11 protein-coding genes and 1 pseudogene are annotated in these 13,990 nt (G+C 67.5%); 9 read left to right on the top strand and 3 right to left on the bottom strand.

The window, feature by feature from the left end; translation table 11 throughout:
- The first annotated feature begins 100 nt into the window (after positions 1–100).
- Positions 101–4,000 carry a DNA-directed RNA polymerase subunit beta' gene (locus Sri02f_RS22795; protein WP_109003120.1) on the top strand — a complete coding sequence of 1,300 codons (3,900 nt, stop codon included), beginning with the start codon at positions 101–103 and terminating at the stop codon, positions 3,998–4,000.
- A gap of 216 nt (positions 4,001–4,216) precedes the next feature.
- Here Sri02f_RS22795 and Sri02f_RS22790 read toward each other — a convergent pair whose 3' ends face one another.
- Complete coding sequence (locus tag Sri02f_RS22790; protein ID WP_109003119.1) at positions 4,217–5,494, bottom strand: putative hexosyltransferase; 1,278 nt, start codon at positions 5,492–5,494, stop codon at positions 4,217–4,219.
- 140 nt (positions 5,495–5,634) lie between these two features.
- Here Sri02f_RS22790 and Sri02f_RS22785 point away from each other — a divergent pair, with 140 nt between their 5' ends.
- From Sri02f_RS22785 to tuf, 5 genes are all read left to right on the top strand, one after another.
- Entirely contained in the window at positions 5,635–6,774 is a 1,140-nt protein-coding gene (locus Sri02f_RS22785) for a glycosyltransferase family 2 protein (protein WP_281261899.1), read from the top strand.
- A gap of 256 nt (positions 6,775–7,030) precedes the next feature.
- Positions 7,031–7,402, top strand: coding sequence for a 30S ribosomal protein S12 (rpsL, locus tag Sri02f_RS22780; protein ID WP_003948652.1), 372 nt, complete (start codon positions 7,031–7,033; stop codon positions 7,400–7,402).
- 3 nt (positions 7,403–7,405) lie between these two features.
- Positions 7,406–7,876, top strand: coding sequence for a 30S ribosomal protein S7 (rpsG, locus tag Sri02f_RS22775; RefSeq protein ID WP_020132641.1), 471 nt, complete (start codon positions 7,406–7,408; stop codon positions 7,874–7,876).
- Between the two features lie 39 nt (positions 7,877–7,915).
- Complete coding sequence (gene fusA / locus Sri02f_RS22770) at positions 7,916–10,042, top strand: elongation factor G (protein WP_109003117.1); 2,127 nt, start codon at positions 7,916–7,918, stop codon at positions 10,040–10,042.
- A gap of 164 nt (positions 10,043–10,206) precedes the next feature.
- The gene (gene tuf / locus Sri02f_RS22765; RefSeq protein ID WP_057584687.1) at positions 10,207–11,400 is read left to right on the top strand and encodes an elongation factor Tu; all 1,194 of its coding nucleotides are present in this window, start codon (positions 10,207–10,209) and stop codon (positions 11,398–11,400) included.
- A gap of 99 nt (positions 11,401–11,499) precedes the next feature.
- On the opposite strand, the gene Sri02f_RS22760 is transcribed toward tuf, so the two are convergent.
- Positions 11,500–11,967, bottom strand: a complete 468-nt coding sequence (locus Sri02f_RS22760; protein ID WP_109003116.1) for a hypothetical protein — start codon at positions 11,965–11,967, stop codon at positions 11,500–11,502.
- A gap of 169 nt (positions 11,968–12,136) precedes the next feature.
- Between Sri02f_RS22760 and Sri02f_RS22755 the strand changes: the two genes are divergently transcribed.
- On the top strand, positions 12,137–12,466 hold the full coding sequence (locus Sri02f_RS22755) for an acyltransferase family protein (RefSeq protein WP_307721048.1): 330 nt from the start codon (positions 12,137–12,139) through the stop codon (positions 12,464–12,466).
- A gap of 6 nt (positions 12,467–12,472) precedes the next feature.
- Positions 12,473–12,616 (top strand): hypothetical protein, encoded by a 144-nt coding sequence (locus Sri02f_RS43885; protein WP_307721047.1) that lies wholly within the window; start codon positions 12,473–12,475, stop codon positions 12,614–12,616.
- A 130-nt stretch (positions 12,617–12,746) separates the two neighbouring features.
- Here Sri02f_RS43885 and Sri02f_RS22745 read toward each other — a convergent pair.
- Positions 12,747–12,962: pseudogene (locus Sri02f_RS22745) on the bottom strand (acyltransferase family protein); the annotation flags it as partial.
- 709 nt (positions 12,963–13,671) lie between these two features.
- Here Sri02f_RS22745 and rpsJ point away from each other — a divergent pair.
- Positions 13,672–13,980 (top strand): 30S ribosomal protein S10, encoded by a 309-nt coding sequence (gene rpsJ / locus Sri02f_RS22735; protein ID WP_003948644.1) that lies wholly within the window; start codon positions 13,672–13,674, stop codon positions 13,978–13,980.
- Positions 13,981–13,990: the final 10 nt, after the last annotated feature.

The following is a 13,990-nucleotide window of genomic DNA, read 5'->3' as shown; positions in this document are numbered from 1 at the left end:
GCCCGGAGGTTCGGCGATGAAGATCCCTGAACCTCCGGCCGGCCCCGGGACCCCCGTATCAGACCCCAAGACTTACAACCCTGAGAGGGATTGACGCATAGTGCTCGACGTCAACTTCTTCGACGAGCTCCGGATCGGTCTGGCTACCGCTGACGACATCCGTCAGTGGAGCCACGGCGAGGTCAAGAAGCCCGAGACCATCAACTACCGCACGCTCAAGCCCGAAAAGGACGGACTCTTCTGCGAGAAGATCTTCGGTCCGACCCGGGACTGGGAGTGCTACTGCGGCAAGTACAAGCGTGTCCGCTTCAAGGGCATCATCTGTGAGCGCTGCGGCGTCGAGGTGACCCGCGCCAAGGTGCGTCGTGAGCGGATGGGCCACATCGAACTGGCCGCGCCCGTCACCCACATCTGGTACTTCAAGGGCGTCCCGAGCCGTCTGGGCTACCTGCTCGACCTGGCTCCCAAGGACCTCGAGAAGGTCATCTACTTCGCGGCGTACATGATCACGTTCGTCGACGACGAGCGCCGCACGCGTGACCTGCCCTCGCTGGAGGCGCATGTCTCCGTCGAGCGTCAGCACATCGAGAACCGTCGCGACTCCGACCTGGAGGCCCGCGCCAAGAAGCTCGAGACCGACCTGGCCGAGCTCGAGGCCGAGGGCGCCAAGGCCGACGTGCGCCGCAAGGTGCGCGAAGGCGCCGAGCGGGAGATGAAGCAGCTGCGCGACCGTGCGCAGCGCGAGATCGACCGGCTCGACGAGGTGTGGACCCGGTTCAAGAACCTCAAGGTCCAGGACCTGGAGGGCGACGAGCTCCTCTACCGCGAGCTGCGTGACCGCTTCGGCACGTACTTCGACGGTTCGATGGGCGCCGCGGCGCTGCAGAAGCGCCTGGAGTCCTTCGACCTCGACGAGGAGGCCGAGAAGCTCCGCGAGATCATCCGCACCGGCAAGGGCCAGAAGAAGACCCGTGCGCTCAAGCGCCTGAAGGTCGTCTCCGCGTTCCTGCAGACCAGCAACAGCCCCAAGGGCATGGTGCTCGACTGCGTGCCGGTCATCCCGCCGGACCTTCGCCCGATGGTGCAGCTGGACGGTGGCCGCTTCGCGACCTCCGACCTGAACGACCTGTACCGCCGTGTGATCAACCGCAACAACCGTCTGAAGCGGCTTCTCGACCTCGGCGCGCCCGAGATCATCGTGAACAACGAGAAGCGCATGCTCCAGGAGGCCGTCGACGCGCTCTTCGACAACGGCCGTCGTGGTCGCCCGGTCACGGGCCCCGGCAACCGTCCGCTGAAGTCGCTGTCCGACATGCTCAAGGGCAAGCAGGGCCGCTTCCGTCAGAACCTGCTCGGCAAGCGTGTGGACTACTCCGCGCGTTCCGTGATCGTCGTCGGTCCGCAGCTGAAGCTGCACCAGTGCGGTCTGCCGAAGGCGATGGCGCTGGAGCTGTTCAAGCCGTTCGTGATGAAGCGGCTCGTGGACCTCAACCACGCGCAGAACATCAAGAGCGCCAAGCGCATGGTGGAGCGCGGCCGCACGGTCGTGTACGACGTCCTCGAAGAGGTCATCGCCGAGCATCCGGTTCTGCTGAACCGTGCGCCCACCCTGCACCGCCTCGGCATCCAGGCCTTCGAGCCGCAGCTGGTCGAGGGCAAGGCCATCCAGATCCACCCGCTCGTCTGCACCGCGTTCAACGCGGACTTCGACGGTGACCAGATGGCCGTCCACCTGCCGCTCTCCGCGGAGGCGCAGGCCGAGGCCCGCATCCTGATGCTGTCCTCGAACAACATCCTCAAGCCCGCCGACGGCCGTCCGGTGACGATGCCGACCCAGGACATGGTCCTCGGTCTGTTCTTCCTCACCACCGACGGCGAGCTGCGTGACACCAAGGGCGAGGGCCGGTCGTTCGGCTCCACGGCCGAGGCGATCATGGCGTTCGACGCCGGTGAGCTCGCGCTGCAGTCGCCGATCGACATCCGCTTCCCGGTGGGCACCATCCCGCCGCGTGGCTGGACGCCGCCGGCGCGTGAGGAGGGCGAGCCCGAGTGGCAGCAGGGTGACACCTTCCGGCTGCGGACGACCCTGGGCCGCGCGCTCTTCAACGAGCTGCTGCCCGAGGACTACCCGTTCGTCGACTACTCGGTGGGCAAGAAGCAGCTCTCCGAGATCGTCAACGACCTGGCCGAGCGTTACCCCAAGGTCATCGTGGCGGCGACGCTCGACAACCTGAAGGCGTCCGGCTTCTACTGGGCGACCCGTTCCGGTGTCACCGTGGCCATCTCCGACGTCGTCGTTCCCGAGGCGAAGAAGGAGATCGTCAAGGGTTACGAGGCGCAGGACGAGAAGGTCCAGAAGCAGTACGAGCGCGGTCTGATCACCAAGGAAGAGCGCACGCAGGAGCTCATCGCGATCTGGACCAAGGCGACCAACGAGGTCGCCGAGGCGATGAACGCGAACTTCCCCAAGACCAACCCCATCTTCATGATGGTCGACTCGGGCGCCCGAGGAAACATGATGCAGATGCGGCAGATCGCGGGTATGCGCGGTCTGGTGTCGAACGCGAAGAACGAGACCATCCCGCGTCCGATCAAGGCGTCCTTCCGTGAGGGCCTGTCCGTGCTGGAGTACTTCATCTCCACGCACGGCGCCCGTAAGGGTCTGGCGGACACCGCCCTGCGTACCGCCGACTCGGGTTACCTGACCCGTCGTCTGGTGGACGTCTCGCAGGACGTCATCATCCGCGAGGAGGACTGCGGCACCGAGCGCGGTCTGAAGCTGAAGATCGCGGTCCGTGGCGAGGACGGCGTCCTGCGCAAGACGGACGACGTCGAGACCAGCGTCTACGCCCGCATGCTCGCCGAGGACGTCGTCATCGACGGCAAGGTGATCGCGCCGGCCAACGTGGACCTGGGCGACGTGCTCATCGACCAGCTCGTGCGCCACGGCGTCGAGGAGGTCAAGACCCGCTCGATCCTGACCTGTGAGTCTCAGGTCGGCACGTGTGCCATGTGCTACGGCCGCTCGCTGGCCACCGGCAAGCTGGTCGACATCGGTGAGGCGGTCGGCATCATCGCCGCCCAGTCCATCGGTGAGCCCGGCACCCAGCTGACGATGCGTACCTTCCACACCGGTGGTGTGGCCGGTGACGACATCACGCAGGGTCTGCCGCGTGTCGTCGAGCTCTTCGAGGCCCGTACCCCGAAGGGTGTCGCCCCGATCTCCGAGGCCTCCGGCCGCGTGCGGATCGAGGAGACCGAGAAGACGAAGAAGATCGTCATCACGCCGGACGACGGCAGCGACGAGACGGCGTTCCCGATCTCGAAGCGCGCCCGTCTCCTGGTCAGCGAGGGCGAGCACGTCGAGGTGGGCCAGAAGCTCACCGTGGGCGCCACCAACCCGCACGACGTGCTGCGCATCCTGGGTCAGCGTGCCGTCCAGGTCCACCTGGTCGGCGAGGTCCAGAAGGTGTACAACTCGCAGGGCGTGTCGATCCACGACAAGCACATCGAGATCATCATCCGGCAGATGCTGCGCCGTGTGACGATCATCGAGTCCGGCGACGCCGAGCTGCTGCCCGGCGAGCTCGTCGAGCGCTCGAAGTTCGAGGTCGAGAACCGTCGTGTGGTGCAGGAGGGCGGTCACCCGGCCTCCGGTCGTCCGCAGCTGATGGGTATCACCAAGGCCTCGCTGGCGACGGAATCCTGGCTGTCGGCCGCCTCCTTCCAGGAGACGACCCGAGTCCTGACGGACGCGGCGATCAACGCCAAGTCCGACAGCCTCATCGGCCTCAAGGAGAACGTCATCATCGGTAAGCTCATCCCGGCCGGTACGGGTCTTTCCCGCTACCGCAACATCCGGGTCGAGCCGACCGAGGAGGCCAAGGCCGCGATGTACTCGGCCGTCGGTTACGACGACATCGACTACTCGCCGTTCGGCACCGGCTCCGGCCAGGCCGTTCCGCTGGAGGACTACGACTACGGTCCGTACAACCAGTAAGGCGTACGTCTGAGGTACTGAAGGGCGGTCTCCCCGTGCTGAACGGGGGGACCGCCCTTCGGCGTGTCCTGGGCGGCGCCTGCCGCTCCTCCGGCGGCCCCGGACCTTGGGCGGGCCCCGGGAACCCGCCCAGGGGCCCACAGGGGAAGAGAGAGCCTGCGAGGACGTCGGGGCGCCGGGCGCCGGTCGCGGCCCGGCGCCCGGCGCGCTCGTAGGTTACGGAATGCCCAGTTCGAAGATGACGAAGTGGGCGTACCAGCCCGAGGCGACGGCCGCGGTGGTGAAGAACACGGTCAGGCTCGGCCACTTCAGACGGCTCATCGCCGCCGCCGGGGCCAGGAGGAGGGGGAAGACCGGGAGCAGGTAGCGGCCCGTGTTGCCGAACATCTGCTGGGTCCCCAGGACGGCGACGACGCTCGCCAGGGTGTACGCGACCAGCACCAGCGGCGGCTTCCTGCGCAGCATCAGCGCGATCAGGAAGGGCAGTGCCACGACCAGCTGGACGGCGAGGAGGTCGGGCACGGAGAACGCGAACAGGTAGTTGTTGTGCCCGATCGCCGTGTTGCCCAGCACGTCCAGGGTGTAGGCGCCGAAGTCGAAGTAGTGCGCCCAGCCCTCGCGCTGGAGGGTGAAGTACGCGGTGAGGTCGCCCGCTTCGAGGCCGACCCAGGTGACGTAGGTGAGCAGGCCCAGCGGTGCGGCGATCATGGCGTACACGGGCCCGGCGACCCCGTGCTCGCGTCTGCTCTCCGGCCGGGCGAGGGTGACGATCGCGGCGAGCCCGACCGCGCCGATGAGCGCGGCGGACGTCGGCCGGTTGAGGCCGGCGAGGAAGGCGAGCAGCCCCGCGGCCACCCAGTGCCGCTTCATCACGCAGTAGCAGCACCAGGCGGCGATGGCGACGAACACGGACTCCGAGTAGACCGCCCACTCCACGCCCGCGCCGGGCGCCAGCGCCCACAGGCCGGCCGCGATCGTGCCCGCCCGCGCGCCGGCCAGCGTCGAGATCACCGCGTAGACGCCGGCGGCCGCGACGAAGGAGGCCAGGACCGAGACCGCGATGGCGGAGCCGTACAGGCCGAGGCCGGTGATCTCGGAGACGCCACGGATCAGGCCCGGGTAGAGCGGGAAGAACGCGACGGAGTTCTGCTTGACGGTGAACAGCCCGCCGGGAGCCAGTCTCACCAGCGGGCCGGGCTCGTACCCCTTCTCGGCGACCTGGAGGTACCACCAGCCGTCCCAGGTGGCGAGCACGTCCCACCAGTGCGCGCCGCCGCCGAAGCGCGGGTCCTTCTTCTGGTACTCGTCGGCCGCCTTCAGGAGCCGGACGAACACGGTCAGTCCCACGAGCTTCGTCACGCCGTAGAGGAGCAGCGGGGCGAGGTACGGTCGTACCCCGTCGGGCAGGGCGAGGCGGCGCTGTCGCCGCGACGGCTCCGTCGGCCCGTCGGGCACGGCGGGATCCGTCGCCGTGTCGCTGGAAGCCGTGCTCATGGCTGGGGTCCCCCTCGGCCGATCGCCGGACACCCAGGGGCGGCGCCGCTGTCCGGATGATCGTGACGTTCGGTCATAAGAGTGCGGTCATAAGATCGCAACAGAGTCGCACATGTGCGCCACAGGTGGGGGGAGGACGGGTGTCCGAAGCGCCGACGACCACGGCTGCGACGACCGTCTTGTCGGTCGTCATACCCATGTACAACGAGCAAGAGGTCCTTCCCGCGCTGGTCAGCCGGTTGCGTCCGGTCCTCGCCGGTCTCGGCGTCCCGTACGAGGTCGTCGCCGTGGACGACGGGAGCACCGACCGCACAGCCGCGCTCCTCGACGCCTTCCGGCTCGGCTGGCCGGAGCTGCGCGTGATCGGTCTGCGTCGCAACTCCGGTCATCAGGCCGCCCTCACCGCGGGCCTCGACCGGGCCGTGGGCGCCTACGTGGTCAGCATCGACGCCGATCTGCAGGACCCGCCCGAGAAGATCGCCGACATGCTCGCGCTGGCCCGCGCCGAGCACCTCGACATCGTGTACGGCATCCGGGCCGACCGGGCCAGCGACACCGGCTTCAAGCGGTGGACGGCGGGTCTGTACTACCGCCTGGTGCGCCGCCTGGCGGGCCCGTCCGTGCCGGCCCAGGCCGGTGACTTCCGGCTGCTCAGCAGGGCCGCGGTGGACGCCCTGAAGGCGCTGCCTGACCAGCAGCGCGTCTACCGGCTCCTCGTGCCCTGGCTGGGCTTTCCCAGCGGCGAGGTCACCTACGAGCGCGCCCCGCGGCCGGCGGGCCAGAGCAAGTACCCGCTGGGCCGCATGATCCGGCTGGCCGTGGACAGCGTCACGGGGTTCTCGGCGGCGCCCCTGCGCATCGCCACCTGGCTGGGAGGCTTCGCGTTCCTGGTCTGCCTCGGCCTGATGATCTACACGCTGTGCGCGCACGCCTTCCAGCACACCGTTCCCGGCTGGACGTCCCTGTTCATCGGGGTGCTGTTCATCGGCGCGGTCCAGCTGGTCTGCGTGGGCCTGCTCGGCGAGTACGTGGGCCGCATCTACACGGCCGTGCAGAACCGTCCGACGTATTTCGTCGGCCACGACACGGCTGCGCGGGCGCATCCCACGGCCGCGGCGTCCATGGTGCCCGTGGCGCCCACCGTGCCCGTGGCGGCCGAGGCGCCCACCGTGCCCGTGGCGGCCGCGGTGGACGCGGGCGTGCCGGGCCCGACGGCTGCCCCGGCGGGCGAGGCGGACCCCTCGGCTCCGCCGGCGCACAGGCTGAGGCAGCGTTCCTGAACCCCCCGGCGTGTCGACGGCCGGGCTTCTGTTTTGACCGGAGTCAGTGCGCTAGGTACGCTCATACCTTGTGCCTGGGGTGTGCCCTGGCCCTCGTGCGTGTCTTCAACCGCATGCGGGTCTTTAGCAGTGGCCACCGCGATCCGCGCCTTTTCTGCTTTGCGGCGGAAGTCCGCGGGTCCGACACACCCGACCGCGTGGGTCGGCGAAGTTCCAGGTTAGCTTCACCATTCGGCACACAGAAACCGGAGAAGTAGTGCCTACGATCCAGCAGCTGGTCCGTAAGGGCCGGCAGGACAAGGTCGAGAAGAACAAGACGCCCGCACTCGAGGGTTCGCCCCAGCGTCGCGGCGTCTGCACGCGTGTGTTCACGACCACCCCGAAGAAGCCGAACTCGGCCCTGCGTAAGGTCGCGCGTGTGCGTCTGACCAGCGGGATCGAGGTCACTGCTTACATCCCGGGTGAGGGGCACAACCTGCAGGAGCACTCCATCGTGCTCGTGCGCGGCGGCCGTGTGAAGGACCTGCCCGGTGTTCGCTACAAGATCATCCGCGGTTCCCTCGACACCCAGGGTGTCAAGAACCGCAAGCAGGCCCGCAGCCGCTACGGCGCCAAGAAGGAGAAGTAAACAATGCCTCGTAAGGGCCCTGCCCCGAAGCGCCCGGTCATCATCGACCCGGTCTACGGTTCTCCTCTTGTCACGTCGCTCATCAACAAGGTGCTGCTGAACGGCAAGCGCTCCACCGCCGAGCGCATCGTCTACGGTGCCATGGAGGGCCTGCGCGAGAAGACCGGCAACGACCCGGTCATCACGCTGAAGCGCGCTCTCGAGAACATCAAGCCGACCATCGAGGTCAAGTCCCGCCGTGTCGGTGGCGCGACCTACCAGGTCCCGATCGAGGTCAAGCCCGGCCGCGCGAGCACCCTTGCTCTGCGCTGGCTCGTCGGCTACTCCCGCGCCCGTCGCGAGAAGACCATGACCGAGCGCCTGCTCAACGAGCTTCTCGACGCGTCCAACGGCCTCGGCGCCGCTGTGAAGAAGCGCGAGGACACCCACAAGATGGCCGAGTCCAACAAGGCCTTCGCGCACTACCGCTGGTAGTCGCTACCCACATCGAGACCGAGAGAAGACTGAAGCCTTATGGCTACCACTTCACTTGACCTGGCCAAGGTCCGCAACATCGGGATCATGGCCCACATCGACGCGGGCAAGACGACCACCACCGAGCGGATCCTGTTCTACACCGGTGTGTCTTACAAGATCGGTGAGGTCCACGACGGCGCTGCCACCATGGACTGGATGGAGCAGGAGCAGGAGCGTGGCATCACGATCACGTCTGCTGCCACCACCTGTCACTGGCCGCTGGCCGACGTCGACCACACCATCAACATCATCGACACCCCGGGCCACGTCGACTTCACCGTCGAGGTGGAGCGTTCCCTCCGGGTGCTCGACGGTGCCGTGACGGTGTTCGACGGCGTCGCCGGCGTCGAGCCCCAGTCGGAGACGGTCTGGCGTCAGGCGGACCGTTACGGCGTCCCGCGCATCTGCTTCGTCAACAAGCTCGACCGGACCGGTGCCGAGTTCCACCGCTGCGTCGACATGATCTCTGACCGCCTCGGCGCTCAGCCGATCGTCATGCAGCTCCCGATCGGTGCCGAGGCCGACTTCAAGGGCGTCGTCGACCTGGTCACGATGAAGGCGTTCGTGTGGTCCGCCGAGGCGGAGAAGGGCGAGATGTACGACGTCGTCGACATCCCGTCCACCCACACCGAGGCTGCCGAGGAGTACCGCGGCAAGCTCGTCGAGACCGTCGCCGAGAACGACGACGAGATCATGGAGCTGTACCTGGAGGGCCAGGAGCCTTCCGTGGAGCAGCTGTACGCCGCGATCCGTCGCATCACCATCGCGTCCGGCAAGTCCAAGGACACCACCGTCACCCCGGTGTTCTGCGGTACCGCGTTCAAGAACAAGGGCGTTCAGCCCCTGCTCGACGCGGTCGTGCGCTACCTCCCCTCCCCGCTCGACGTCGAGGCCATCGAGGGCCACGCCGTGAACGACCCGGAGGAGGTCGTCAAGCGCAAGCCGTCCGACGACGAGCCGCTGTCGGCGCTGGCGTTCAAGATCATGAGCGACCCGCACCTCGGCAAGCTCACCTTCGTCCGGGTCTACTCGGGCCGCCTGGAGTCCGGCACCGCCGTGCTGAACTCCGTGAAGGGCAAGAAGGAGCGCATCGGCAAGATCTACCGCATGCACGCGAACAAGCGTGAGGAGATCGCGTCGGTCGGCGCCGGCGACATCGTCGCCGTCATGGGTCTGAAGCAGACCACGACCGGTGAGACGCTGTGCGACGACAAGCAGCCGGTGATCCTGGAGTCCATGGACTTCCCGGCTCCGGTCATCCAGGTCGCCATCGAGCCCAAGTCGAAGGGCGACCAGGAGAAGCTGGGCATCGCGATCCAGCGCCTGGCCGAGGAGGACCCGTCGTTCCAGGTCCACTCGGACGAGGAGACCGGCCAGACCATCATCGGCGGCATGGGCGAACTGCACCTCGAGGTGCTGGTCGACCGTATGCGCCGTGAGTTCAAGGTCGAGGCCAACGTCGGCAAGCCGCAGGTCGCCTACCGCGAGACCATTCGCAAGGCGGTCGACCGGGTCGACTACACGCACAAGAAGCAGACCGGCGGTACCGGCCAGTTCGCCAAGGTGCAGATCGCGATCGAGCCGATCGAGGGCGGCGACGCCTCGTACGAGTTCGTGAACAAGGTGACCGGTGGTCGCATCCCGAAGGAGTACATCCCTTCGGTCGACGCCGGTGCGCAGGAGGCCATGCAGTTCGGCATCCTCGCCGGTTACGAGATGACCGGCGTGCGCGTGATCCTGCTCGACGGTGGCTACCACGAGGTGGACTCCTCCGAGCTCGCGTTCAAGATCGCCGGTTCGCAGGCCTTCAAGGAGGCCGCGCGCAAGGCCAGCCCCGTGCTGCTCGAGCCGATGATGGCCGTCGAGGTCACCACGCCCGAGGACTACATGGGCGAGGTCATCGGCGACATCAACTCCCGCCGTGGTCAGATCCAGGCCATGGAGGAGCGGGCCGGTGCCCGCGTCGTCAAGGGCCTGGTGCCCCTGTCGGAGATGTTCGGCTACGTCGGCGACCTCCGCAGCAAGACGTCGGGTCGCGCGAGCTACTCGATGCAGTTCGACTCCTACGCCGAGGTTCCCAGGAACGTCGCCGAGGAGATCATCGCGAAGGCCAAGGGCGAGTAACGCACCGCGTTCACACGCTTTAGGCTTGACTCCGGAGCCTCTGGGGCAATCACCCGCATCCGTCAAGGATCGTGAGTGTTTGCCTCGGGCCCGGGATTTGACAGCAAAGATCACCTGGCGCCGATGAAGCAAGGCGTTCCAGAACCACTTCCAGGAGGACCCCCGTGGCGAAGGCGAAGTTCGAGCGGACTAAGCCGCACGTCAACATCGGCACCATCGGTCACATCGACCACGGTAAGACGACCCTCACGGCCGCCATTACCAAGGTGCTGCACGACGCGTACCCGGACCTGAACGAGGCCTCGGCCTTCGACCAGATCGACAAGGCTCCTGAGGAGCGCCAGCGCGGTATCACCATCTCCATCGCGCACGTCGAGTACCAGACCGAGACGCGTCACTACGCCCACGTCGACTGCCCCGGTCACGCGGACTACATCAAGAACATGATCACGGGTGCGGCGCAGATGGACGGCGCCATCCTCGTGGTCGCCGCCACCGACGGCCCGATGCCGCAGACCAAGGAGCACGTGCTCCTGGCCCGCCAGGTCGGCGTTCCGTACATCGTCGTCGCCCTGAACAAGGCCGACATGGTGGACGACGAGGAGATCCTGGAGCTCGTCGAGCTCGAGGTCCGTGAGCTCCTCTCCGAGTACGAGTTCCCGGGCGACGACCTGCCGGTCGTCAAGGTCTCGGCGCTCAAGGCCCTCGAGGGCGACCCGGAGTGGGCGAAGACCGTCCTGGAGCTCATGGCCGCGGTCGACGAGTCGATCCCGACCCCCGAGCGTGACGTCGACAAGCCGTTCCTCATGCCCGTCGAGGACGTCTTCACGATCACCGGTCGCGGTACGGTCGTCACCGGCCGTATCGAGCGTGGTGTCCTGAAGGTCAACGAGACCGTTGACATCATCGGCATCAAGCAGGACAAGACCACCACCACGGTCACCGGCATCGAGATGTTCCGCAAGCTGCTCGACGAGGGCCAGGCCGGTGAGAACGTCGGTCTGCTGCTTCGTGGCATCAAGCGCGAGGACGTCGAGCGCGGCCAGGTCATCATCAAGCCGGGCTCGGTCACCCCGCACACCGAGTTCGAGGCCCAGGCCTACATCCTGTCGAAGGACGAGGGTGGCCGTCACACCCCCTTCTTCAACAACTACCGTCCGCAGTTCTACTTCCGTACGACGGACGTGACCGGCGTCGTGACCCTCCCCGAGGGCACCGAGATGGTCATGCCGGGTGACAACACCGAGATGAAGGTGGAGCTCATCCAGCCCGTCGCCATGGAAGAGGGCCTGAAGTTCGCCATCCGTGAGGGTGGCCGGACGGTCGGCGCCGGCCAGGTCACCAAGATCAACAAGTAGGTCTTGTTGTTCGACCTGGTAGCTCCAGCCTGAGCTGAGCACCTGAGAGGGCCCGTACGACTCCGGTCGTACGGGCCCTCTTGTCGTGTCCGGCCGGATTCAGATGCGCGCGAGGATCTGCCGCACCGGATGCCCGAGCGCCTTGCCGAGATCGGCCAGCTCGCCGTCGTCGAGCGGCTCCCGGTCCGGATTCCAGGCCGCGATCTCGAAACGCGCGAAGCCGCAGGGCCGGTCGTACTCCAGGGCGTCCAGCGAGGTGGCCGCCCCACAGCAGGGGACCTCCACGTCGAGGCTGACGAAGCCGTCGTCGCCGTGCGCCTCCAGGAGATCGCCGTACCAGACCTCGGAGACGGCGGCCCCGCACCGCGGGCAGCCGATCCGCTCCAGGTACTCGCCGCAGTCGACGGCCATGACGGCGTCGTACCAGTCGACGTCGATCTCCGTGTCCAGGCCGGCGTCGTCCTCGGGAACGAGACGGGTCAGCAGCGCGGCGGCGCGGTCGGCCGCGGCCTCGTCCGGCTGCCAGCGCGGGTCGGTCGGAATCACCGAGAGGACGTTGTCGCTCATGGGCTCACTCGAATCGTCGAAGTCGTCTGCTGACGGGGTCGTCAGGTGAAGTGTCGTGGAACACGGCGCGAGCGTCCGACGAGGGGCCGGTCAACCCTGCGGACGAGGCGGGTGAATCGCCCCCGTCTGCGCCCTGTGGGGCGGTTGGTGCGGCCGTAGTGTCCCGAGGGTGACTGGCCTGACCCTCCCCTTGACCGCGACGCGGCCGGCGCCGGGACCCGACGCCCCGAGCGCCCCGGACCGGCGCCGGGAACGTTCCGCCCGCCTCCACGCCCTCGACGGCATCCGGCTGCTGGCGGCGCTCATGGTGGCGGCGCACCACTACGCCGGCACCGACCGCCCGAACCGGCCGGGCAATCCGATCTGGGGCCGCCCGGTCTCCCACGTCATGCCGACGGTGTTCCATGTGGCGGCCTACGGCTGGATCGGCGTCGAGATCTTCTTCGTGATCAGCGGCTTCGTCGTCTGCATGTCGTGCTGGGGGCGCCCGCCCGGGTAGTTCTTCGTGTCGCGGGTGATGCGCCTCTACCCGGCGTACTGGTTCGCCGTGCTGTTCACGACGGCAGTCCTGGCGGCCCTGCCGGGCGTGTGGGAGCGGCTCGGCCCACGCGAGGTGTCCATCTCGGGCTGGCGACGGCCGGAAGCCTGACGTATCCCCTGTACCTGATGCACTACGCGGCGGGCACAGCGCTGATCAGCCGCCTGCGCGTGATCGCCGCCCCGGAGTCGGCCTGGTACTTCGCATGGCTGCTGACGGGGCTGGTGACGGCCGGCTTCCTGGCCCTGAGGTCCAGCAGCGGGAGGCCGGCCGCCGGCGCCAGGACGGCCGACGCGCCCCAGACGCAGCAGAAGAGCACCACCTTGCGGTACGTCAGCCCCGTCCACACCACCTCCAGGAAGAGGAGGTAGAAGCGCAGCTCCGACCAGAGCGTCCAGTACACGCCGTCGACGTCGCGCACCCCCGAACCCGACTGCAGCATCGTCAGGCTGAGCAGGATCATCGCGGGTCTGGCCCTGTACCTGATGCACCGCTTCGGCCAGGACCCGCTAGCTGGGCGGTGCACCGGTTCGTGGAGCGACCGCTGGCGGGGGTGGTGAAGCGGGGGCTGGAGGGGGCGTTCGCGCGGACACGCGCCTGATCACGGGACACGTGGTGAGGGACCCGCAGCACGCGGCCGGTAGCGGCAGGAGCGCCAGCGGAACGAGTGTGAGCGTACTCACGTACGGGCCCGTTCCGTCCGGGTGAAGTACCCGGGTCGAGGCCCTCGGCGGCGGCGCGCGGTGCTCCGCGTTTGACCTGCGTCACGTTCGGGGTATTGTCTCCGGCTCGATTGGCCAGGGCCCTGCCCCATATGGCAGACTGTCGGAGTTGCTCGGTCGAGTGTTGATGCTGCGCGCCTCCCGCCGGGAGGACCGGAAGCGAGTCCCACAGTACTCGTCGCCCTAACTGCCTGATGGCAGCGCTGGGGCGGACGTACGGGAATCTTTCGGGAAGTGTCAGTGCGGCGCCGACCAGGCACCCGGTGGACCTTTCGTCCTCGGCTTGCGGTTCCGGAAGGGCCGTGCTTTCCCAGCAGGGATGTTCGAACAAGGGGCATCTGTGTCGGTGAGAGCGCGACACACCCGACCGCGTGGGTCGGAGAGACGAAGCGAACGGGCCATCTGGTTCCAGAGCGTTAGAAGAGACAGGACTACTGAGTAGCCATGGCGGGACAGAAGATCCGCATCCGGCTCAAGGCCTACGACCACGAGGTCATCGACAGCTCGGCGAAGAAGATCGTCGAGACGGTGACGCGTACTGGTGCGTCGGTCGCGGGCCCGGTGCCGCTGCCCACTGAGAAGAACGTGTACTGCGTCATCAAGTCGCCGCACAAGTACAAGGACTCGCGCGAGCACTTCGAGATGCGCACGCACAAGCGCCTGATCGACATTCTCGACCCGACTCCCAAGACCGTTGACTCTCTGATGCGACTCGACCTCCCGGCCGGTGTCGACATCGAGATCAAGCTCTGAGGGCTGGTGA

The sequence above is a fragment of the Streptomyces rishiriensis genome, assembly GCF_003112535.1.
GTDB classification, from domain to species: Bacteria; Actinomycetota; Actinomycetes; order Streptomycetales; family Streptomycetaceae; genus Streptomyces; species Streptomyces rishiriensis.
Note: the sequence above shows the minus strand (reverse complement) of the source record. Positions and strands in the feature narration are given on the sequence as shown.

Coding starts and splice junctions, on each gene's coding strand:
- Sri02f_RS22790 (WP_109003119.1), bottom strand. CDS start 5,494: ATGAGCACGGCTTCCAGCGACACGGCGACGGATCCCGCCGTGCCCGAC.
- rpsG (WP_020132641.1), top strand. CDS start 7,406: ATGCCTCGTAAGGGCCCTGCCCCGAAGCGCCCGGTCATCATCGACCCG.
- fusA (WP_109003117.1), top strand. CDS start 7,916: ATGGCTACCACTTCACTTGACCTGGCCAAGGTCCGCAACATCGGGATC.
- Sri02f_RS22760 (WP_109003116.1), bottom strand. CDS start 11,967: ATGAGCGACAACGTCCTCTCGGTGATTCCGACCGACCCGCGCTGGCAG.
- rpsJ (WP_003948644.1), top strand. CDS start 13,672: ATGGCGGGACAGAAGATCCGCATCCGGCTCAAGGCCTACGACCACGAG.